Annotated in this window: 17 protein-coding genes and 1 pseudogene; 9 read left to right on the top strand and 9 right to left on the bottom strand. The window is 50.2% G+C overall.

Annotated elements, in window-relative coordinates:
• Window positions 1–71: 71 nt before the first annotated feature.
• Window positions 72–2,168 carry an alpha-ketoacid dehydrogenase subunit alpha/beta gene (locus tag EPA93_RS46670; protein ID WP_129894121.1) on the bottom strand — a complete coding sequence of 699 codons (2,097 nt, stop codon included), beginning with the start codon at window positions 2,166–2,168 and terminating at the stop codon, window positions 72–74.
• A 558-nt stretch (window positions 2,169–2,726) separates the two neighbouring features.
• On the opposite strand from EPA93_RS46670, the gene EPA93_RS46665 reads away from it, so the two are divergent.
• Together EPA93_RS46665 and EPA93_RS46660 are read left to right on the top strand one after the other, a co-directional pair.
• Window positions 2,727–3,647 carry a thiamine pyrophosphate-dependent dehydrogenase E1 component subunit alpha gene (locus tag EPA93_RS46665; protein ID WP_165423861.1) on the top strand — a complete coding sequence of 307 codons (921 nt, stop codon included), beginning with the start codon at window positions 2,727–2,729 and terminating at the stop codon, window positions 3,645–3,647.
• Window positions 3,644–4,318, top strand: coding sequence for an NUDIX hydrolase (locus tag EPA93_RS46660; protein WP_129894119.1), 675 nt, complete (start codon window positions 3,644–3,646; stop codon window positions 4,316–4,318). The genes EPA93_RS46665 and EPA93_RS46660 overlap by 4 nt, the downstream gene beginning before the upstream one ends.
• 136 nt (window positions 4,319–4,454) lie before the next feature.
• Here the strand turns inward: EPA93_RS46660 and EPA93_RS46655 are convergent, their stop codons facing one another.
• Window positions 4,455–5,129, bottom strand: a complete 675-nt coding sequence (locus EPA93_RS46655) for a response regulator (RefSeq protein WP_129894118.1) — start codon at window positions 5,127–5,129, stop codon at window positions 4,455–4,457.
• A 662-nt stretch (window positions 5,130–5,791) separates the two neighbouring features.
• Here EPA93_RS46655 and purU point away from each other — a divergent pair.
• From purU to EPA93_RS46640, 3 genes are all read left to right on the top strand, one after another.
• On the top strand, window positions 5,792–6,655 hold the full coding sequence (purU, locus tag EPA93_RS46650) for a formyltetrahydrofolate deformylase (protein WP_129894117.1): 864 nt from the start codon (window positions 5,792–5,794) through the stop codon (window positions 6,653–6,655).
• 286 nt (window positions 6,656–6,941) lie between these two features.
• Window positions 6,942–7,910, top strand: a complete 969-nt coding sequence (locus EPA93_RS46645; protein WP_129894116.1) for a GAF domain-containing protein — start codon at window positions 6,942–6,944, stop codon at window positions 7,908–7,910.
• 148 nt (window positions 7,911–8,058) lie between these two features.
• Window positions 8,059–8,490, top strand: coding sequence for a hypothetical protein (locus EPA93_RS46640; protein WP_129894115.1), 432 nt, complete (start codon window positions 8,059–8,061; stop codon window positions 8,488–8,490).
• Between the two features lie 109 nt (window positions 8,491–8,599).
• Here EPA93_RS46640 and EPA93_RS46635 read toward each other — a convergent pair whose 3' ends face one another.
• Window positions 8,600–9,580, bottom strand: coding sequence for a carbohydrate kinase family protein (locus tag EPA93_RS46635; RefSeq protein ID WP_129894114.1), 981 nt, complete (start codon window positions 9,578–9,580; stop codon window positions 8,600–8,602).
• 562 nt (window positions 9,581–10,142) lie between these two features.
• Between EPA93_RS46635 and EPA93_RS46630 the strand changes: the two genes are divergently transcribed.
• Window positions 10,143–10,808: a PadR family transcriptional regulator gene (locus tag EPA93_RS46630; RefSeq protein WP_129894113.1), complete on the top strand. Its 666-nt coding sequence runs from the start codon at window positions 10,143–10,145 to the stop codon at window positions 10,806–10,808.
• A 66-nt stretch (window positions 10,809–10,874) separates the two neighbouring features.
• Here the strand turns inward: EPA93_RS46630 and EPA93_RS46625 are convergent, their stop codons facing one another.
• The gene (locus EPA93_RS46625) at window positions 10,875–11,189 is read right to left on the bottom strand and encodes a DUF3307 domain-containing protein (protein WP_129894112.1); all 315 of its coding nucleotides are present in this window, start codon (window positions 11,187–11,189) and stop codon (window positions 10,875–10,877) included.
• Window positions 11,190–11,798: 609 nt separating this feature from the next.
• Between EPA93_RS46625 and EPA93_RS46620 the strand changes: the two genes are divergently transcribed.
• Complete coding sequence (locus tag EPA93_RS46620; protein ID WP_207229382.1) at window positions 11,799–12,536, top strand: PIG-L deacetylase family protein; 738 nt, start codon at window positions 11,799–11,801, stop codon at window positions 12,534–12,536.
• Between the two features lie 182 nt (window positions 12,537–12,718).
• On the opposite strand, the gene EPA93_RS51305 is transcribed toward EPA93_RS46620, so the two are convergent.
• Both EPA93_RS51305 and EPA93_RS48905 read right to left on the bottom strand, forming a co-directional pair.
• On the bottom strand, window positions 12,719–13,180 hold the full coding sequence (locus EPA93_RS51305) for a zinc ribbon domain-containing protein (protein WP_165423860.1): 462 nt from the start codon (window positions 13,178–13,180) through the stop codon (window positions 12,719–12,721).
• On the bottom strand, window positions 13,065–14,456 hold the full coding sequence (locus EPA93_RS48905) for a hypothetical protein (RefSeq protein ID WP_165423859.1): 1,392 nt from the start codon (window positions 14,454–14,456) through the stop codon (window positions 13,065–13,067). Before EPA93_RS48905 ends, EPA93_RS51305 begins: the two co-directional genes overlap by 116 nt.
• A 470-nt stretch (window positions 14,457–14,926) precedes the next feature.
• On the opposite strand from EPA93_RS48905, the gene EPA93_RS46610 reads away from it, so the two are divergent.
• Together EPA93_RS46610 and EPA93_RS46605 are read left to right on the top strand one after the other, a co-directional pair.
• Entirely contained in the window at window positions 14,927–17,668 is a 2,742-nt protein-coding gene (locus tag EPA93_RS46610) for a PEP/pyruvate-binding domain-containing protein (RefSeq protein WP_129894110.1), read from the top strand.
• Between the two features lie 376 nt (window positions 17,669–18,044).
• Window positions 18,045–19,322, top strand: a complete 1,278-nt coding sequence (locus tag EPA93_RS46605; protein ID WP_129894109.1) for a phospholipase D-like domain-containing protein — start codon at window positions 18,045–18,047, stop codon at window positions 19,320–19,322.
• Window positions 19,323–19,442: 120 nt separating this feature from the next.
• Here EPA93_RS46605 and EPA93_RS46600 read toward each other — a convergent pair.
• From EPA93_RS46600 to EPA93_RS46590, 3 genes and pseudogenes are all read right to left on the bottom strand, one after another.
• Window positions 19,443–20,347 (bottom strand): annotated as a pseudogene (locus tag EPA93_RS46600) (ABC transporter ATP-binding protein).
• Between the two features lie 33 nt (window positions 20,348–20,380).
• Window positions 20,381–21,181, bottom strand: coding sequence for a hypothetical protein (locus EPA93_RS46595; RefSeq protein ID WP_129894108.1), 801 nt, complete (start codon window positions 21,179–21,181; stop codon window positions 20,381–20,383).
• Entirely contained in the window at window positions 21,178–21,912 is a 735-nt protein-coding gene (locus tag EPA93_RS46590; protein WP_129894107.1) for a hypothetical protein, read from the bottom strand. The genes EPA93_RS46595 and EPA93_RS46590 overlap by 4 nt, the downstream gene beginning before the upstream one ends.
• Window positions 21,913–21,954 lie beyond the last annotated feature (42 nt).

The raw sequence follows: 21,954 nt of genomic DNA, 5'->3' as shown, positions 1-21,954 counted from the left end.
ACCACAAAAACACGATAGCTGGCCAGGGATGTTCTTTTCCCCAACCAGCTATCTGTTAACATATGCGCTGATTACTCGGCCAATAACGCATTGATCTTCGCCTCTATTGTCGTTGCGGAGGGGAAGAAAGCTGCTTCTTCAGGGGCATTATAAGGAGCAGCAGGGGCCTGTAGGGCAGAAATCAGGAGAGGTGTACCGTCCAGATCATAGAAACATTTTTCCACAATCCATGAATGAATATAGTGTCCAAAGCTGGTTAGATCGGCCTCTTCGGTTGCCACTATCACCCGATTAGCTGCCTTCACGGCAGCGGCTACAGTTTCCTCATCAAACGGTGTCAGGGTACGCAAATCAACAATCTCGATAGTCCCCCCAACCCGATTTACCACATTAGCTGCGGCGATACCGGCTTCCAGCACCATTGTCCCCCAGGCAATAATCGCCAGGCGCGTAGGTCCGTCACCAATACGCAAACGGCGAGCTTTCCCCAAAGGAAGGGTATAGTACCCATCGGGGACCTGCCAGTATTCTGCGAGAGCCGCGATCGTATTTCCCTGGCTATCCTTCGGGGGCTCGGAACGATACAGACGACCCCGTTCCAGGAAGACAACTGGAGACTGTGCACGAGCGGATTCAAGCAAGAGACCCTTAGCATCAAAAGGCGTGGAGGGGCAGACAGTGATCATACCCGGTACTGTGGTAAACCACTGTTCTCCAGCATTAGAATGACCAAAGGCGCCGCCACCAGCCTCGCTGTTAGAGATGGGACCACCACCACCACTGCCCGACTTCGTGCGGATCAGCATTGGAACTGTCCAATCTCCAAAGCATTGATATGGGATACGCGCAGCCAATCTGATTACCTGAGTAGCCGATTGATGATAATCGACAAATTGAATCTCTGCACAACGAGCTTTGCCATCCTTCATACTCGCCCCCGCCACAGTTCCAACGATGAGATGCTCGTTTAGAGGACTACTTATAGCGCTCTTGGGAAATTGGGTAACAAGCTTTGAGGTCGCCCCAAAAACACCACCTCTTGGGCTGCCCACATCCTGACCATAGACAAAGAAATCAGGGTCACGTTGGGCCAGCTCGATCAATGCATCATTAATAGCCTCAAGCATTGATATCTTCCGCTTTGCGCCACGAGGAATATTCTCTCGCCACTGAGGAACATACAGCACATGCTCCATTACCCGCTCCGCAGTTGGCTCAGGTTCTTGCACAACCTCTCGCTCCACACCATCCAATTCTGCGCGAATTTCTTTACGAATGCGATCTATATCGGCCTCTTGTAGATAGCCACGCTCAATTAGCCAACGACCAAAGTTTTTCACAGAATCTTTTGTCGCGGCAGTGAGCTCAATTTCCTCTTTTTTCCGATAGGCCTTGATGTCAGTACTACTAGAATGTGGATCGAGCAGTCCTAGACGCAGATGCATGAGAGCAGGACCACGACCAGAGCGTATGTGTTCAGCAAGACGGCTTGTAGCTTCATAGGCCGCCATTGCATCGGTGCCATCGACCTCTTCCGCATACACGCCACCACCTTTTGCCCACTCAACCAATGACCCGGCCCACTGTATGGCAGAGGGAGTAGTAATCGCCCATCCATTATCCTCAACCACAATTAAAATGGGTAGTTGGTGTATAGCTGCTTGACGGAATAGCACATAAAAGTCATTGGTTGCCGCTCCACCGTCGCCAAGTGAGCACATGATCAGCTCTTTGCCTTGATGCCGCTTGATCGAAAAGCCAACACCGCCAGCGAACGAAGCAAGTCCACCGACCTCGCTAAAGGTTGGTAAAATGCGATGACGCTTACTGCTGTAGTGTGAGGGCATATTGCGGCCTGCGCTCATTGGTCCTGTAGTGCGTGAATAGGCCTCACGTATTGGAGCATATTTATCTCCTGTACGCTGCAGCCACGCGGCCATATCTCGATAGTAAAGGGCGAGCCAGTCGTCCTCCTGCAATGCAGCGACAACCGCCGCCATACTCTCATGGCCGCCACAGCCAATGTAAAAGGGGTATTTGCCCTGTGTCTTACGCGTTTTAAGCAGGTCGTTTGTTACTCTCGCTGTCACCATTGTACGATACAGCGCGATGACATCCAGCGGCGCTGCTGGAGTATCAGCTTTCGTAGCTCGGATATTCACTGTCATTCTTACTCTTGCCTCCGTTGTCTGCGTTGACGCTCCAGGCTTAATCGATACCTATATACAATATTCACAGCAACATTATAAGATTGATGTTCACGAAAAGCAATGCCAACAGTAATCGCCCCCCAACTTTCCCCCTCACCATTTTATCATGCGACAAAGCTTTCTCTTGCTCCCATTTATACTATGCTTAGGCGATCTTCTTTCCAGGGTGCTCCCTTGCTGTCCTTCGCCGGTAGCAAGAAGATAAGGAAGCAGGCGGCTTTGCTGCCAGGAAGGAGCTGCTGGTCAGCTCCCAACCACACTTTCTCTTTGCCGCTGCAAAGACGACAAGGCGCATTGTGGCCCTGGAGAGAATGGGAGGGGTTGTATAGTCCGCTCAATAGAGCGTATAATATTTTCGGCTATTAAACTCAACTCCTATCGCTATACAAGCACAATTTCTCAGTTGAGATGCAGTTGTAGAGCAAACATGCTATTGAGATATTGATTTATGAAATATATCCGTAGATGACGAATTCTACCCCATCTACTACTTTTATAAGGGACCTCTATGCGCGGATGTTACTGACAAGAATTGTTGATGACTGCGCCTGGAGGTTACACGAACAGGGTTACATTGATTTCGTTGCCAGCTGTCGTGGTCATGAAGCCGCCCAGGTTGGCAGCGCGGTCTGTATTGAAGTGGGGAAGGACTTCACCTTGCCCTACTATCGCGATCTGGGCGTGGTATTAACCATTGGCATGACTCCCTACGAGGTGTTTCGTACTTATCTACAAATGCATATCCCCCAAACAGCAACAGACGCGGACCAGGAGCTACATCCGGCCCGGCGAGGCGAGCCGGTACTTCATTGGGGATACCACAAACGCAACACGGTTACCGGCCCCGCTCCAGTCGCGACCCAGATTCTGCATGCTGCAGGAATCGCCTTTGCGAGCAAACTACGCAAGGCTCCTATTGTCACCATCGCTTATTGCGGAGATGGGGCTACCTCTGAACCTGACTTTCTCGAAGGGATTCGTTTTGCCTCTCTCCAGCAGCTCCCTGTTCTCTTTATTTGCGAACAAAACTGTCAAACAGATGCTGATATTCCATCCAGCTCTTCCTGCCTCAAGGACCTACCACTACCCGAAGGTCTTACCCATCAACGTATCGATGGCAATGACGTCATGGCAGTCTACATGGCGACCCGCTCAGCAATGGAGCATGCTCGCGAGGGACGCGGCCCCGTATTGCTGGAGATGTATGTTACCCGGAGCAGAGCAGGCTCGCAGGCATACTATCTCAGCAGCACTCTGGGACGCAACGATCCGCTTTCGCGCTGTCAACAATTTCTACAAGAGCAAGATATGTGGGATGACGAGTGGGCCAAAAAACTTTACACGCGTATCTCAGCCGAGGTTGAGCAAGCTATGCAAGATGCTATGCGCGATACTCAACCGCCCTTTAGTAGAAGAGGAGACAGAGCGCAACCATGATCTTTTCACACCTGGAAAGTCTCAATGTGCAACACATGACGAAAAATCAACCTTTTTGTGCGGGCGTGATCATTATTCAGGATGGGTATCTCGTAGTAACTTTAAATATTGATGGTTTACCTCCCGCTATCGCCAGAGACTGCACCTGGCGTGTGGGCGGCGTCGGCGGAGGCCAGGAACCTAACGAAACAGTTTGGCAATGTGCCCAGCGCGAGGCCCGCGAAGAATTATCCACCGAGATCGAGCTCCTATCATCACCCAGCACTTACTTCCACGATATCGATACCGGAGATTTGTATGAGGTCAGTTGTACGGACACAATAGCTCCACTTCTTCTCGAACGACAGAGCAATCTCTTTCCTTATACTCCCTATCGTCCTGGCTTGCCTGCCGGCCCTTATACGTACTTCTGCTTGCTATTTGCCCAACCAGTCCAGCCGCATATTCAGCCGGGAGATGATGTCGTCGGTTTACTTCTGCTACCGCTCTCTCAGTGGGCCATGCTACAATCAAGGCCCTCTCTAGAAAGCCTGCTGGAGCATGGAGCCAGGCTTATCTCACCACAACCGTTTCCTCTCCATGGGCGCCTATGGCTCCCGCCTAACGAATCGTTTGGGACGGTTGTTCCCTTATTACAGCAGCATTCCGAGCTGTTGGTTTTTAGAAGATAAAGAGCCGCACGACAATCATAGATTCTGGGATAGAATGCAAGCCTCGCCACCTCTCGCGAGGCCAGCATCTTTTCCGCTCCCACATTATCCCCAATTTATCAGCAAATAGCGACAAGATTGCCTCAGAACCCGCCATTCATAACTTGTAACCTCTTCCCCTATCCTCCATGATCGATCTAGCCTGCTGAGCTACCAATCCCAGACGCATGGCCGCCAGGGTAGCCTGTGTACGACTCTGTACGCCAAGCTTAGCCAGGATATGGCGAATGTGTGTCTTTACCGTATCCTCAGCTATATGCAATACCTGGGCAATCTCTTTATTAGAACAGCCCTGAGCCAATAAATTTAAGACATTTGTCTCTCGCTCGGTTAGTGAACAGACGCTTTCCGCATCCCTTACTTCACGTAGAAGATACGTTGAGGCCTGAGGGGAGAGATGCATCTGGCCAGCTGCTGCGGCTTTGATAGCTGTGTGCAATTCTGTGGCCTGGACATTCTTCAACATATAGCCAATCGCGCCTGCCCGAATAGCATTTGTCACGGAAGTACTATCCAGCACGTTGGTGAGTACGACCACTTGCGTCTCCGGTAACTCATGACGGATGATCGTCGTCGTCTCAATGCCATCCATGATAGGGATAAGCAAATCCATGAGCACAATATCCGGGCGCCAGAGACGGGCTTTTTCTATGGCCTCGGGGCCGTTGGCCGCCTCATCTACCACCTCCAGAGCGGGATCGCGCCCAAGAAAAACACGCAACCCCTCCCGCACTACGCTATGATCATCTACTATCAGGACACGAATCGTCATCGCTTCCTCCTTTTGGGTGAGAGTATTCTAACTCCAAAGAAGGCGTTCGAAATCACCTCTCCGCGTGATGTATAGTAAGCCTTTCCTCTCTATACTCTTACTAGATAGTTTTAGTAAGTGGACATGGGTACTTTTTTGCGCATTGTTTCAGGAACAAGCTGACCTATAAACGCTATTTTCAGCGCATGTAAGCTTCCTTTTACCACGCCTTGGGGTCTCCATCTTTATAGGCAGCCTGCGGAGCAAATATTGCTTCTAGCAAAGCCAGACATATATTATGAGTCACGAACCAGGCAAGCGTTCTGTATAAGGCTCACACCTGCAAATTTTACGCATCCCCAAACAACATTGCTACAGCAGGGCCAGAAACCATGCATCCTCTTTGCCAGGCAGCAGAAAATAAGCAGCTTAATCCGCATAAAAATAAAAGTTCTATAAAAATTTTGCCTTATTTTCCTGCTAGACGCGCTTTATCTTGACATCGCAATAAGAAGTGAATAACATAGACCCACTAAAGAAACATTCTCAAAATCCTAACGGCCTGGCAGATAGAAAAGAACGTGTTGGCGAGGCAGATGTGGCACCGAGACTAGACTTCTTGCCCACCCACGTCTCACTTTGAGGATACTGCGCTAGAAAAAGGTGGAAGGGTAATTTATCATATGCCTACTCCCAAGCATACTATTACGCTTTTGATTTCGTGTCCAGATCAGCCTGGTATTGTAGCAGCGATTTCCCAATTCATTTTTGAGCATCAGGGCAATATAGTACAATCGGCCCAACATACGACTAACCAGCAGGATTGTACCTTCTTCATGCGAATCAGCTTTGACGAAAATGGCTTTGCGCTCACGCCCGGTGAGCTCAGAGACGCGTTCCTTCCTATTGCTGAAAGATTTCATATCAAGTGGAGCGTGCACTACTCGCGTGAACGCAAACGTGTAGGTATTCTTGTTTCCAAGCTTGATCATTGCCTAACCGATTTATTGTGGCGCTGGAAGAGCGGCGAGTTAGCTATGGATATCCCCTTTATCATAAGCAATCATAGCACTCTCGAACCCCTGGCCCAGATGTATAATATCCCTTATTACCACTTTCCCAGCCGGCGCGAGCAGCGCACGGCAGATCAACAGAGCATGCTGGAGTTTATCTACGGCAAGGCAGACTTTCTTATCCTTGCTCGCTACATGCAAATTCTAGAACCTTTTTTTGTGCATGCTTTCCCTCAGCAAATTCTAAATATTCATCATAGCTTTCTACCAGCATTCATCGGCGCAAATCCATATCAGAGAGCCTTTGAGCGCGGAGTGAAACTTATCGGCGCCACAGCTCATTACGTCACTGATAGCCTGGATGAGGGTCCCATCATTGCTCAGGATGTCATCCATTGCAACCATCGCGATACAACTGAAGATCTTGTGCGCAAAGGACGCGATGTGGAACGCAGAGTACTGGCAGAAGCCGTACGCTTGCATACTGAGGATCGAGTCCTGATATATGAGAACAAAACAATTGTCTTCCAATAGAAGTTGGAAAGCTTCTGCGCTGAGCTGAGCTAGCGTGAGGAGCATAAAAGCCTGGTAGGCCCATCAGATAATAATTACTTCCCGGGTTTAAGATAACGCTGATGGCCTACCTCATGGGAAGCTGAAGGAAATGCGGCGGCTTGCTAAGAGTGCTGATTCAACTATTTTCTTCAGTTGACTGGACGGGCTCAATGAGTTATGCTTTAGATAAGAGCAGAGTCTTTATGCTAACTGCAACATTACGTTTACGACCCACTAAATCATTTTAGTAATTAGTTGCCAAACAATGGATGAGCCACAAACATGGCGGGAATTGCTGGGCAAAGTAACAAGCAATCCTTATGAGCGGCAGCGTATTGCCGATGCGATAGGGATAAATGCAATTACTTTGACTCGCTGGGTTTTGCATAAATCGAACCCACGCCAGGACAACTTACGCCCATTACTGGAGACCCTGCCCACCTATCGGGAGCAGTTCATTGAGCTTATCAGCAGGGAGTATCCCGATTTCTTAGAAACCTCGATAGTAGAGGATATCCCGCCTGAGATTCCATCGGCATTCTACGCACGAGTGCTACACGCTCACACGACGAGTCCTCAGTTGCTACGAGCTGCAACGATTCGCATCCTTATTCTACAGCAAATTCTCGGACACCTTGATCCATTTGAAGCAGGCCTGGCAGTTATTATTGCCCAATGCGTACCACCTTCGCAGGGGAAGATACGTAGTTTGCGTATCACCCAGGGTCGAGGCACACCTCCCTGGGAACGGCACATAGAATACCAAACCCTCTTCCTGGGTGCAGAATCGCAGGCAGGGCAAGCCATTCTTTCAGGCCACCGTATCGTGATACAAAGCAAACAACAGAAGCTCAGAGCATTCCCTACCCACCATGTGCAGATGGAAGAAAGCACCGTTGCTTATCCTATCTTGCGTGCCGACCGTGTTGCCGGCTGCCTCTGTCTTTCTAGTACACAAGCTAACTATTTTACTCATATCCATCTTGACCTTATCAGGCGCTATGCAGATCTGATGGTTTTCGCCTTCGAACATGACGAGTTCTATAGCCTGTGCAATATTGAGCTAGGTATTATGCCGGCTCAAAGTGTGCAGCAGCAGATCCTGGCGCATTTCCAACGGCGCGTCACCGAGTATGTACTCCACGCTATGCAAAGTCGCACACCCCTTACAAGGCCAAAAGCAGAGCAGATAGTCTGGAAAGAATTGGAGGGTGAATTACTGTCACTGGCCTGAAGCAATAAAGTGGTGCTAGATGTACCGCTTTTCGTGCGAGAGCATAACCGCTTCCATCTTTGGAAAAGCAGGATGAAACATTTAGAGTTATATAGTAACCTTGGAGATAGAGAAGCTTACCCCCATAATTTATAAATGAGGAGCCGCCATGAACCAGATATTGCAGAAGAAACCGGTATCACGCAAGCCGAGAATTGAATTAAGTCCCGAAGAACGTAAAGAATTAAATACAATTATCGACCTGCTCATTCCTGCCGACGAAAATTTTCCACCTCCATCGAGCCTCCATCTACTTGATGAGTTTCTCTATCATCTACACCCCCGAGCAGACAATAAGCTTGCACTCATCCTGAATGAGAAACGCCTGCGCGCCGTCTTACGCGATCTCAATGTTGCAGCTGGAGGTAGCTTTTGTCAGGCCAGACAGGAAGAGCAGCAGGAACTTCTCAGAAACTTAGAGTGTCGAGATCTTGCCTTCTTTCAGGAGCTGTGGGCGCTTGCCAACCATAGTTACTATACGCGATTAGCAACCTGGCACTCTTCAACACCGACAATATTGAATACCTCAATTCCCACCTGATCAAACGGCAAGATCTCTTTTTTCTAGCCTTGTATAGGGCAAAAAAGGCAAGCTCTAGCTACGTGCGTGCTTGCCGGAAAGAGACTTTTGCACAAAAGCTGGATCTGGTTCAGAATGCTTTTTGCAGGCATTCCTCAAGCTCTTGAGCGTTGGGTACTGCGGCAGTTCCCGTTGGAGCTGTAGTCGACAGGCTGCCACAGATAGTGCCACAACGTAGCGCCTCCATAAACGAATATCCCTTGAGAGAGCCATAAATAAATCCGCCGTCGAAGGCATCTCCAGCCCCTGTCGTATCCACGACTTCTTTAATAGGAAATGCTGGACAATATGCGATCTCTCCGTTCTTACAGGCCACAACGCCCCTGGCGCCAGCTTTTACAATGGCTGTTGGTACCCATTGGGCCAGGGCCAGAGCCGCTTCTTCTGCCGTCTGGGTCCCGGTCATAAACATGGCTTCCATTTGATTGGGCATCAACACGTGCCCGCGCTTGATCACCTCCGTCAGGCGCTCATCAGCTAGTTCTTCAGGATGCCAGCCGGCATCAAGAAAGATAGATATATCGCGATCTACAAATAAGTCAAGCAGGGGATGTATATAGGGATGAACATAGAGGAAGACAGCATCGATATCGTATTCGCGCAGCTGCTGCTGCCATCTGTCCTTCCAGCGCTTAGCGCCTTCCTCGCTCTCGATGTTATGGCCAGAGGCTGGCGAATCTGCCATGTGCATGACGGTATGACCATCGACATAGGAGACAAAGCCGCGCTCGCCCTCGTGAGCCAGGCAGATGCTTACAGTACGCATTGGAAAATCATTGATAGTCACAAAATCGCGGCAGATGCCTGCTTTATCAATCTCTTCGAGAATATATCGGCTAAAAAAGTCATTGCCTAACTCGGTCATCAGACCTACACGTAAGCCCAATCGGCTCAGGGTCGATGCCGTATTGAAAACAGAGCCAACGCCAACGGCAAACTCCTTAACATACATTTCTTGCCCCAGCTTTGGCCAATGTGGCATCCCACCAAACACGATATCTACACTCGCCGTGCCTATTACCAGAACATCAAGATGTGAACGCTGTACCACAGAAATTTCCCTTTACCATTGATATTATCAAAACATTGTATAGCCGCGCTCTCTTCACCCATCCCTCCTCGTTGTGCGAACAAGTTTACTCTACCTATGGGCGCACGCCTCCTATTATAACAAGAGCCGCCATTGTTGCAAGCTCCGATCCAGCCAGGGTAAGATCCCAGAGAGCCTGGAATCAGGACTGGCAGCGATTGAGGCGCTGCCAAAAAGCTGAGCCGTACGGTCATGTGGCCAGCTACCCGTCTTCATTCTCGCGACATAAGACATAAAGCATCAGGGCCTTCTCTTCTCAAATAATCTTTAGAGGCCAAAATTATTGCTACCTCGGAGTCGCTAATACGTATAACAAGTAAAGAAACTGCACAAGAAAAAGTAGGCATCAATAGGTATTTTGCCTGGCCTTGATCTTTCCTACCTTCAAGCCATTTCTGGCTCAAGGCCAACCAATTTTCAAAGAGCGTATCCAGGGACTTGACAGAAATAGATATATCGTTTATTATAACTAACGATAACGATATATCGTGTTATATCGTGAAGGAGAAAGGAGAATCCAATAATGCCTGGCTATAACAGACGCTTTAATAATCAATTCGGTGGAGACTGGGAGGGATGGACACCTCCATGGCTACATCGCGACTGGCCGCGCAGAGGAGCACGCTTCGGCGAGCGTATTATGCGCGGCTTCTTCGGCCCCGAAGGTCCTGGTGAGGGGAATCGTTTCTTTAGAAGAGGGGATGTCAAATACGCACTCTTAGAGCTCTTGCAAGAGAGACCTATGCACGGCTATGAAATGATGAAGGCCCTTGAAGAGAAATCCGGTGGTTTCTACACACCAAGCGCGGGCTCAATCTATCCCACCTTGCAGATGCTCGAAGATCGCGGCCTGGTGACGGCCGAAGAGACTGAAGGGAAAAAGGTATACAGCATCACCGACGCAGGACGCGAATTGCTGACCCAGAAACAACAAGAGGAACAGGAATTTAGAGGTCCCTGGGAGCAGTGGTTTGAATCGGGTCAGCGCTGGAATACTCCGGAGATGCAAGCGTTAAGAAGTGAGGCCTTCGAAGTCGCTCGCCTTTTTGCCATCGCCGGACGCAAAGCTTACCATAATCCAGAAGAATTGCCTCAGCTTAGAGAAGTTCTTGAGAAGGCTCGTAAAGAGTTAAGCAATATCATCTATAACACCAGGGAAAATACCTCTGAAGAAGCTAAAACAGAATAATCTCGGCCATACCTACGGAATGCCAGGAAGCCTTTACCAAAGCCACTTCCTGGCATTTTTCACAGTTCAAAGTTTGAGCCCCAGAATCAAAACGATGGTAAGTATATGCAACAATTGATCCAGCCAGATTGGTCCGATGACTTTATAGCGCGCTTTAAGTGGATCGACAATACAATGTGTACCAAATAACACCAATGTAGCAAGCAGTGTAGGGTGAGCAAATAGTACGAACGTAGCAGTATAAGTGGCACAATGATAGAAATTGACTTCCCAGCTTTTTCCTTTCTCAATACTCATCCATGAACTCTGGAAGGCGAAATCACCGATAAAGTGGCAGGCCAGCCAGATCAAAAAGGTTGATACGGAGGTATTAGTCAACATAGTCTACTCTCCCTGAGAACGCTCTTCCATACAGAATATCCAGATCCCAGGTGGGAAACTATGAGCTATATCGCCCCTCAAGTGTGAATTGACTCATACTGATGCTAGCTTGGCCTGACATCTCTCTATGGCCTTGACGGTCCCTGAATGCTGGCGAAAAGAAGGTGATAAATACAAAATTAATGTGCTATGATTGTTGTATTCACAACGCACGATATGCTCCACATCACAGCACATTTCATGGGATCTTCTTGGAGGCTGGAGAAGGTGTTTGCAAGAGCTAGCTCTTCAGGTCTGCGTTGTGGCCGCAAGATAAGCGGATTCAGATCAATAAGCAGAGAGTAGGAGAAATATCGACGTATTTAACGCATGCACATAAAGGCTGGGATATACTAGCAATCTTCGAGAAAGCGCAAGCCAGGAGAAGTTTAGGATATCCTTTTATATTATGATGAGCAAGCGTAGCTATACATCGATCGCCTCCCGCGAAATAAGCAAGTGGCTCAATGTAGTTAAAATTAGTAAATGTCTTTGTGATGATAAGGCTAAAGTCCTGAAATTTGCCATGCAGGTTTTGAGCTTTATTTTATAGTAAGGAAGTGTATTGACGTGAGCGAACAAGAACAGCAAAAAGTTGCAATGGTAGTCGTGGCGCATGCCGATGATGCAGAATTTGGGTGTGCCGGAACCGCAGCCCGCTGGGCTAAAGAAGGTTGGGATGTCTATTACGTCATTTGTACAGATGGAGGGAGTGGCGGTCCCGATGATGCCACTGATGTAAGCGAAGAGGCTCGGCAGAAGACAGTTGAGACGCGCATGCAAGAGCAGCGCAAGGCCTGCTCTATCCTGGGTGTTAAGGATGTGTTCTTCCTGGGGCAGCGAGACGGCGTATTGCAGCCCACTATCGAGCTGCGCAAAAAACTTGTGCGCCTGTACCGCACCTACAAGCCTAGCCGGCTCATCTGCCAGTCGCCAGTACGAAGTTGGGAGCCAGCTCTGAGCATTGGCGCTTTTCATCCAGACCACCTGGCAGCCGGCGAGGCAGCTCTGGCCTGCGCCTATCCCGCTTCTCAGAATCCCTGGGACTTCCCGGAGCTCTTTGAGCAGGAAGGCTTGAAGCCCCATAAGATTAAAGAGATCTTTGTGATGAGCGCACCTAACAACAACTATATTAGCGATATCTCTACCACGATAGAACTCAAGTCAGAAGCCTTGCGCGCCCATGTTAGCCAGCTTAGCGATCATTTTGATGAGGTGCGCACCTGGCTCACCAGCTACAATGCTGATGCTGGCAAAAAGATCGGCGCGGCCTATGCTGAGGAGTTCCATCGCACCGAAAACTGGTAATAATCCATATAGCCGCAAGGGAAGTATTGGGGATAAGTTAAAGGCCCCAATCGTAGCCTCTACGGTAAAATACGTTTGAAGAAGTGAGATAGGTGTCTCTCGCTATCTTCGCTGATAATCCGCCTGTAGAACCGTTTCTAAAATCTACTACAATCCTATGCTATCTGTAGCTTTCGCTTGCCCTAGCCACACAACCGAAGCAGAATCGAGGTGGCATACGACGAGCGAAGGCGAACAGAAGAGCACCAACCATTGCAGGAGACTCTGCCTGAATGAATCAGGCGGCCCCGAGGGACCGACGGCGGAAACCGTAGCGCCGTCCGCGTTCCGATGTACGAAACAGGTTGAACAGAGGTATTCAGCACGGATAGATGCACCACTTTGCCCGTGGTCTGAGCATGACGAATGAGGGCTGTGCCCAGACGGGCGATATTGAGGGAGGCCGCGTAATCGCGGGAGCCTGACCAGAGGCAGGAAGGATTGGAGCAGCAGAGCCAGGCTCCCCAATCGTTCACCTTGGCACGATGTTCAGGAGATTGATACGTGTTGGCCGAGCTCCCACAGCGGGGGCAGACGTGCGACGTGTAGTGGGGGTGCTGCCATTCCAGACGGATGCCCGAAAGAAAGCACTTGTACCGCAGCACGCGCCACAATGCTCCATCGCCCTTTGGCCGATCTCCCACGTCCCGCCGATTTCAAGGTCTTGAGGGACTCTCCGGCGATAAGGTGACAATCAAAGGCGGTGGCGAGCACCAGCAGGATATTGGCTGCCAGATGCCCCAGGTCGTTGTTTCTGGCCTCGTACTGACGCCAACACCGATTGATCTCCCGACGCAAGACAAAGAGCGCACCCTCTGAGGGGTTGCGTCGGGGATCGCCGAGGGGAAAGCGGTCTCGTTGTTGCTCCAGTCGGCCCACTTTCACTTTGAGTTGGTCAATCTGGCGGCGCAGGCGCGCTTGTCGGCCATCGAACGGGCCGGTATCCAGGAAGAACGGACGCCCGACCTGGTTGCCATTGAGATCGACCACGCTGGCAGTCAGAAGCTTGCGTACCCCCCAATCGAAGCCAAGCACGTTCTGACACGTTTCCCAGGCCTCCACTGAGCAGACAGGCACCAGGACCATGAAGTCTAGGACTGCATACCGACTGCCATCTGCTTCCTTGATTTCCCGCAAGATGGGGGCTTGCATCGCGCCTTCCTGAAGACGGGCCGCCAGCACGTCAGGAAGGCTCATCTGGCACGTTCGCTCCCGCCAGGAACGTGCCCAGGTCCCAACCTCGTCAGGGGTCCGCAGGGCAAGAGTGAGCCGTTGGTGATCGAGATCGAGGGACAGGCGGTAGGTTTGCCCCATCTTCGGGCCATCATCGCTTGCATAGGGCACTATGCCTGCCTTGAGCACCGGGACGCGCTGCATCTCTTCATAGGTAGCAGGGAAGCAACCGTTTTCCAGGTAAAAATTGCACGCTTGTTCTATCAGGCTTTGCAGTTCCACGGTTGATCCCCCATCCGTGTTGGCCTCGCGCAGATCTGCCATGGCCTGTTTGATGGTCTTCCGGTTTTTGCCTGCACGCCTCTTGTCCGTCTTGGGCACAATCATCCCTTGCTCCAAGAGCGGAAGGACCACCCCAAAGAGCTTCTTCCGCTCTGCCTGTCCTCTCAAGATGCGCCCGGCCTGTTCCGCTTCCGCGCGCCATTGCCGATGACCATGCTTCAGCGGCGGGGCCATCATCTCCTCAACCTGCTTGTAGGCATACGTGCTGGTGCGCGTCGCAAACTCGTCGAGCCGATCCCACAGGGCTGTGATGGTAAGATTGATCACCTCGCGAGAGACATCCAGCAGTCGCAGAGCATCCGCCTGAATGAAGTCCGGCAGACGTAAGGGATAGCTGAGCGTTTGGGTGATCGCTGCATTTCTCATGGCTCTCTCAAACATCCGTTCGTGCTTTTCTGAAGTCTAGCAGAAAAGCCTCGTGATGGCAAGCGATTTTCTTTTCCAGGAACTAGCAGAAAACTAGAGATAGTTGTACTTTTTCGGGAACTGTTAGTATACCCTATAGGCGGATCTTTTTTCTCACCCTTGACTTTCCCCTATACGCCGCCTATAATTAATTAACAAGATAATTAATTATCCATAAAGCATAGGCCCTTACGACGAACCTGGCTTAACCTGCATCTTTTTATACTCGATTGCTAGCTCCTTTTCTCCTTTTAATTAATTATCTGACCAATTAATTAAAAGGGAGAACTCTAAACTCTGCCAGCATGAATATATTATGGCTATAGGAAATCTCAATGGATCAGAGGTAGATATCGCGCTTGAAAGGAGACCCGGCTAGAAGGCATAAAGTGACTTTTAGAGATCGGTTCAAGCGAGAAAGAAGGAAACATATGAGTAGTTTACGGCGCTCTACACGCGCACAAGACAGAGGAACAACACCCTGGGTACTCTCCTTCGAAGAGGCTGGCCACAACGAGCTTGCACGCGTAGGAGGCAAAGGCGCCAATCTGGGAGAACTTACGCGCGCGGGATTGCCTGTTCCTCCAGGCTTTTGCGTTACTACCGAAGCATATACACAGATTGCCGAGAAAGCTAACCTTACTTCACTAATCGCGGCTCTGCCAAAGGAGGGAGGGCAGGCTGACATCGCTAAAATCACGGCAACTATCCGCAAACGCCTCTTAGATACTTCATTGCCCTCCGACCTCGCTGCTTCTGTACGAGCAGCGTACCTATCTCTAGGGAATGGAATTCCCTGCGCGGTAGCTGTGCGCTCTTCCGCTACGGCCGAGGATCTCCCGTTCGCCAGCTTTGCTGGGCAGCAGGATACCTATCTGAATATTCTTGGCGAGGAGGCCTTGCTCGATGCCGTACGGCGCTGCTGGGCTTCGTTGTGGACCGAGCGAGCTGTAAGCTATCGGCTCAGCAATCAGATCGACCAGTCAAGTGTTAGCCTCTCTGTGGTTGTCCAACGCATGATCGATGTCGCGGTAGCTGGCGTACTCTTTACCGCTAATCCACTTACAGGGAAACGCAGGCAGGCCGTAATCGATGCCAATCCGGGGTTGGGCGAGGCGGTAGTCTCCGGAGCCGTCAACCCTGATCATTTTGTGGTGAACACTTCTAGCGGGGAAATCATAGAGCGTCGCCTTGGAGACAAACGCATACTCATCAGGGCTCTGCCAGATGGTGGAACGCAACGCATTGAGCGCGAAGATCAGAGCAAACAAGCCTGCCTGACCGATGAGCAGGTGCGCGCGCTAGCCCGACTGGGTGCTCAAGTTGAGGAGCATTATCAAGCGCCGCAGGATACAGAGTGGGCAATTGATGCGGCCGGGAAGCTCTGGCTAACGCAGGCCCGGCCAATCACGACGCTCTATCCTCTTCCTCCCAGCGCTCTACTTCCTGATAACGTTCTACACGTCTATCTTTCGGCCAACGCGCTTCAGGGCGTATATCAACCATTTACCCCCATGGGTATAGCCCTATACCGCCATTTTGCCGCATCCGGCGTAAGGCTGGCGGGCTTTGATCCTGGCCCCAGAGAGAGCGGACCTGGTTTTCTCATAGAGGCAAATATGCGCTTGTTTATAGATATCACGACGGCTCTACGCAATCCTCTAGGGAGGAGGCTTCTCAGCGCTATACTTTCCATAGGCGAAACTCGCTCGGCAGAGATTCTAAAAACGCTCATGATCGATCCCCGCCTTCCTGTAGCCACATCCAGACGTTGGAACTTTATTCGGCGAGCGCTTCTTGCAACTATACGTCTCCACCTGCCGCAGAACCTGTTACAAGCACTCATCAGTCCACAGGCAGCACGTCAACGTGTGCGCGAACTATATCCAAAATTGCAGCAAGAATTGACAGCATCTTCCCAGGCTAGCTCCGTCGAGCGCCTTGACCTGGTTGAAAACTTTGCAGTTCAACGCCTGGCCTACATCATAGGCTCCATAGCCCCGGTAATGGCCAGCGGCTCTCTTTGCTTCGCACTGGCCGGTAAGCTCCTGGGAAACCTGGCAGATGCTGACGAGCGGCAGACGGTGTTGCGTGGCCTCCCCTTTAATCCAACTACAGAGATGGACCTTATGCTATGGAATATAGCGAAAAAGATTGCTGCCGAACAAGATGTGGTCACGTTCATGCTTGAGCATTCCGCAAAACAATTATCAGCAGCATATCAGCAGCACACGTTGCCTCCTATTGTACAGCAGAGCCTCAGCGAATTCCTTCAGACCTATGGGCACCGCGGAGTAGCGGAGATCGATCTTGGGCTCCCACGCTGGTCCGATGACCCAACCCACATTCTAGGAGTCCTGTTAAACTACTTACGCTTAAAAGAGCCAGATCAGGCTCCAGATGTACTGTTTACCCATGGGGCACAGCAGGCAGAAGCAATGGTGCACGAGCTCACAAGGCGCGCCACGAAACGAAACTGGCTACGTGGCTGGTTGGTCAACTTCTGTTTACGTCGGACGCGAAACCTTGTTGGCATGCGCGAATCTCATAAGTTTTACGTAGTCAAGATTATCGCTCGCATGCGTGATATATTGCACCCCGTTGCGCTAGAGTTGGTAAATAATGGCTGCTTGGAACAAACAGATGATCTCTACTTCCTCTCGTTTCAAGAAGCACGCGCTGCCCTCAAAGGGAAAGATATGCGCGACCTGGTTCGTGAACGGCGTGCCACCTATGAACAGGAGCTGCATCGTCGTCATGTTCCGCATATCCTGCTCTCAGATGGATCGGAACCATCTACTATGGTAGCCACCAAGAATGGGGACAAGATATTGCATGGCACTCCTGCATCTGCGGGACGCATCACAGCAAAAGCCCGCGTTATCCGCGATCCAGTCGGAGCGCATCTAGAACCAGGTGAGATTCTGATCGCCCCTTCAACCGATCCCGGATGGACGCCCCTTTTTCTCACGGCGGGCGCGCTGATAATGGAGATGGGTGGATCGATGTCCCACGGAGCCGTAGTCGCACGTGAGTATGGCATACCCGCAGTTGTTGGAGTCATCGGAGCAACAGAGCGCATCCAGACCGGACAGATAATCAGCGTGGATGGGTCAACGGGCAGTATCATACTGCAAGAACAAGAGACGGAGATGGCAGCAGCGATGAGCTGATGGTTTCAAGCCTCAGCTTGTTTTACCCGGGCCTGCATTTCCCATTTTCGAAGCCCAGAAATTTTACTGTTAACTGAATACCTAAACGAGATGAGGAGCCATTTGCCTGCTCCTCATCCAGAGCAAAGCACCCTCGCGTTTCCCCAAGACCTCTAGCCGCACCCCTTTAAGCCTCCTTTCAATCTGAATCTCTATTTGCCGACGCGTTTCTAGAGAAACGTAATTGGGAAAAGACAGAGACTATCGACTTATGCTATTATTGCTACGCAGCCGGTTTGCCCTAACAATTTCGGCTGCATAACATATGGATTATAATAGAAGAAGAGCAGATTGAGCTAGGCAGCGGATATCCTATGTATAAGGAGGAATGTAAATTATGCGCATGATGCCACAGAAAGGGATGGGAACTCCTGGCTCACGTCCTCAGCGCCGTTTCTCGGTTATCTGGCTGGTGCGGAGCATAATTGGGGTCATATTTGTACTACAGGCTATTACCATAGCGGTATTGGTAGCCATTTCTTCCCTACGTAAGCGGCGTAAGCAAGTATGCGGCTTTCCTTATCCCAACCTTGAGGAAGTCCAAGTGGGAGAAAACGCATTACAGGTCTATGGCTATGGAAAAGATCTTTATGCTGCGATGTTAGAGGCCATTGACGGAGCGCGCGAGAGCATATATTTGGAATCCTTCATCTGGAAGGATGACGAGATAGGGCAAAAATTTAAGGCGCATCTGGCCAAGAAGGCTGACGAAGGTGTAGACGTTCATGTAATTTTCGATAGCTTCGGAAATCTTGTAGTGCCAAGAGCGTTTAAGACATTTCCTAAAAACATACATGTTCTGGAATATCAGTCTTTCTATCAGTTCTGGCACATTCTCGATCCTCGACGCTACTCGCTCGATCATCGAAAATTGCTTGTCATCGACGGCTCGATTGGCTTTATTGGCGGCTTCAATATTGGCAGCCTCTATGAGACGACCTGGCGTGATACCCATCTACGTATCCGCGGGCCAGCCGCCGCAGATCTGGCCCATTCGTTCATAGATTTCTGGAACCGTTTTGGCGCGTCAGCCGATGAAATTACGCAACGCTACCCGCGACGTTTTGACCCATTAATTAATTTGCGCGGCAACGACGCTTTACGTCTCACCTTCCCGATCCGCGATATGTATATCGAGGCAATTGATCGGGCTGAGCATACTATTCTACTGTCTAATGCCTATTTTGTGCCCGATCATGTCTTGCTAGAGGCCTTAAAGGCAGCTGCTGCAAGAGGCGTGGATGTTCGCATCCTGGTCCCCTGGAATTCCAACCATGTGATTGCCGATTGGATTTCGCATGGCTACTTCTCAAGCTGTTTACAGGCAGGTATCCGCATCTTCGGTTATCGTCACACAATGCTGCACGCCAAGACATGCACCATCGATGATCGCTGGTCAACCATTGGGACGGCCAACCTGGATCGCTTGAGCTCTATCGGCAACTACGAGATCAATATTGAGATCTATAGTCCCGAATTGGCCCATCAGATGCGTGCTCTCTTTGAATGCGATACTGCCGATGAGATCGAACTAGCAGAGGAAGAGTGGCATCGTCGCTCCTGGTACGCCAAGTTCAGCGAGCGAATTCTGGCCCCATTACGCTTTATGATCTAATTGTTATTCCGAGAGGAGGGAGAAATCAAAGCTCCCCCTCTCCAGGCCAAAGCTCTAATTTAAGAACGGCCAGAAACGAAGCAGAGCGCCATCCAAGCTTCAGACAGTTCATCATACATGCTAGCTATACAGCGATGAACTGACCTGCGAAGAGGAAGACCTCCGCTCACGCATCAGCCAGACATAGCTATCTTCCAGTCCTGGTTCAGCGGGAAGAATATCGGCGGAGGGATTTGTCTCTCCCACTACCCGATATTGTACGCCTGCCGCCATATTAAGCGTAGAGACAATCGTAAAATTACCTTTGGGCTTCTCTCCATGGCTGGTAATCGTCCAAACCTTGCCGCGCGTCTCATCGATAAGCTCAACAGTTGTGCCCTGAAAGACTACCCGACCATTCTTCATAATCGCGAGCCTCTGGCAGGTTTGCGCGATGTCTTCTAAAATGTGTGTTGAAAGGATAACCGTCCTGTCACTCCCCAGATCCGAAAGCAGATTGCGAAAATGGATACGCTCCTCCGGATCAAGCCCTGCGGTCGGCTCATCGACAATCAACAGCTCTGGATCATTCAAAAGAGCCTGAGCAATCCCCACCCGACGTTTCATTCCCCCGAAAAAGTTTTGAGCTTGCGATGAGCGACATCGCTAAGAGAGACTATTTCGAGCAACTCCGCAACTCTCTTCTGACGGCTCCGCCGATCATCCATCCCCTTTAGAATACCAATATAGTCTAGGAACTCACGTGCATTGAGATCAGGATACATGCCTAAATCCTGAGGGAGATAGCCTAATATACGCTTGATGGCTGTACGTCCCTTCTCAGTTTTGCCATCGTAAGAACCAACCTGGATCGTCCCGCTAGTTGGCAGCAAAATACCTGCCAGGATACGCATGAGCGTCGTTTTGCCGGCTCCATTTGGTCCTAAGAGCCCAAACATCCCCTTCTCAATGGTAAGATCAACGTCTTGCAGGGCATATACGCCGCCCCGATAGACCTTAGTAAGATTGTTGATAGTAATTTGCATATATATATTTTCTCCTCAATGATGCCAGGCGGCTTATTGACGTTCTTGTTGCCATTTGAGTAATCTACACAGTACCACCATAACCAGGACCGCAATCCCAATCAATAGCAGCATACTCTCAATCCCTTGCAACAAGGTAGCATCTGCAATCGGGCTCGTCGAGGCAAACACACCTACCTTGCCAAAGAAGCCAATACTGATATAGCCACCCACGGGAGTAAGAATAGTATTGGATAGTGAAGGAATGTACGGCGAACGAAACCAGTTCCCCCAGAACCAATAGCCCACAAAGAGGAATTGATAGACCGGGACCCAGAGAAATGCAGGGCAGGCTATGGAAAAGGCCGAAATGAACACGATTCCTGGCATAGCAGCGATAAGAAAGGTCTCCAGAGCCAGCGGGATAGCCATAATACTATTCGTCTGATAGATGATATAGCCAACGCCAAGCCAGTAAAACGCGAACAAGGGGACCAGGGTAGCTAACATGCCCCCAATATATTTGCCGGTGATACGCGCTCCCATAGAACCTGGTAAAGCCTGCAGAAGCTCCTGAACCTTATATTTGCGATCTCTTGGTAATCTGTCAGCCAAAAGGCAACCAACGACTATGGGAAGTAGCGAATTGACAAGATTTGTCCAGAACACAAGCATTGTCAACACGCGCATAGTCCGCATCTGAGAGAGTATATAATCAAACAATCCCCGGCTGATCAAGCCCACAAACATAAGCATGATAAGCGTCATCGTAATCCAGACGGCCGCCCGTCTGATTTGCATGCGAAACTCATAGTTGAAGGCTCCGAGAAAGGTTGTTACCTGTCCCATGCTCATTCTTCGCTAGCTCCTTTCAGCAATCCCTCGGTAGAACGCAAGAGATAGTACCCAAGCAATAGTAAAAGTAGGCCGGTTCCCAGTACTTCATAACGATTGATCAACCAATCAAAGTAGACGTTATGTGAGACAAGCGTGAGCCCGTAGAGAGTCGTGGGAAAGAGGATCACCGGCTTAAGCCAGCTTATGGTTATTACCAGATCTTTAAAAAAGATTTCAAGCATCCAGATCCCGCTGAGGATAGCTACACTGGCTGTAGCGCTATGCGCGAAGAGGGCCAGGCATAAACCAAATCCTATGCACCAGAGCAGAGCAGCACACCATGAAAGCTGTCCTATGAGAAATTGCAGAAATGACGGTAGAGTAGAGCCGATCAACTCAGTGGTATAGCCAAGCCGGAGAGCCGAAATGATACTGCTAGCAAGCAAGGCAACACAGCTCGACCAGAGCAGGATCAGCAGCATGCGTTGTATCGCTGTGCGACGATAGTGCGTTGGCATAGTCAGTTGGAGTTCCACCGCAGGATCGTAGCTTACTACAGCGGCAACCATTGCGCCGGCAGCCAGCGGGAGAATCATTTCCAACCCTCCCGACAAGAAGCGGTCAGAATCTACGTGCATATAATGCAAGAGAAGGGCAAAGAGGCCAAAGCCGAGCATAATCAGAAGCGGAACCAGGACTACCTTCTTTCCCATGAGTTGCCATTCATAGCGCAAACGATCAATAAGCATACTTTCTCCTTATTTACGCAATATAGCCTTAAATTTCAAGAG

This window comes from Ktedonosporobacter rubrisoli (genome assembly GCF_004208415.1).
GTDB lineage: Bacteria > Chloroflexota > Ktedonobacteria > Ktedonobacterales > Ktedonobacteraceae > Ktedonosporobacter > Ktedonosporobacter rubrisoli.
Note: the sequence above shows the minus strand (reverse complement) of the source record. Positions and strands in the feature narration are given on the sequence as shown.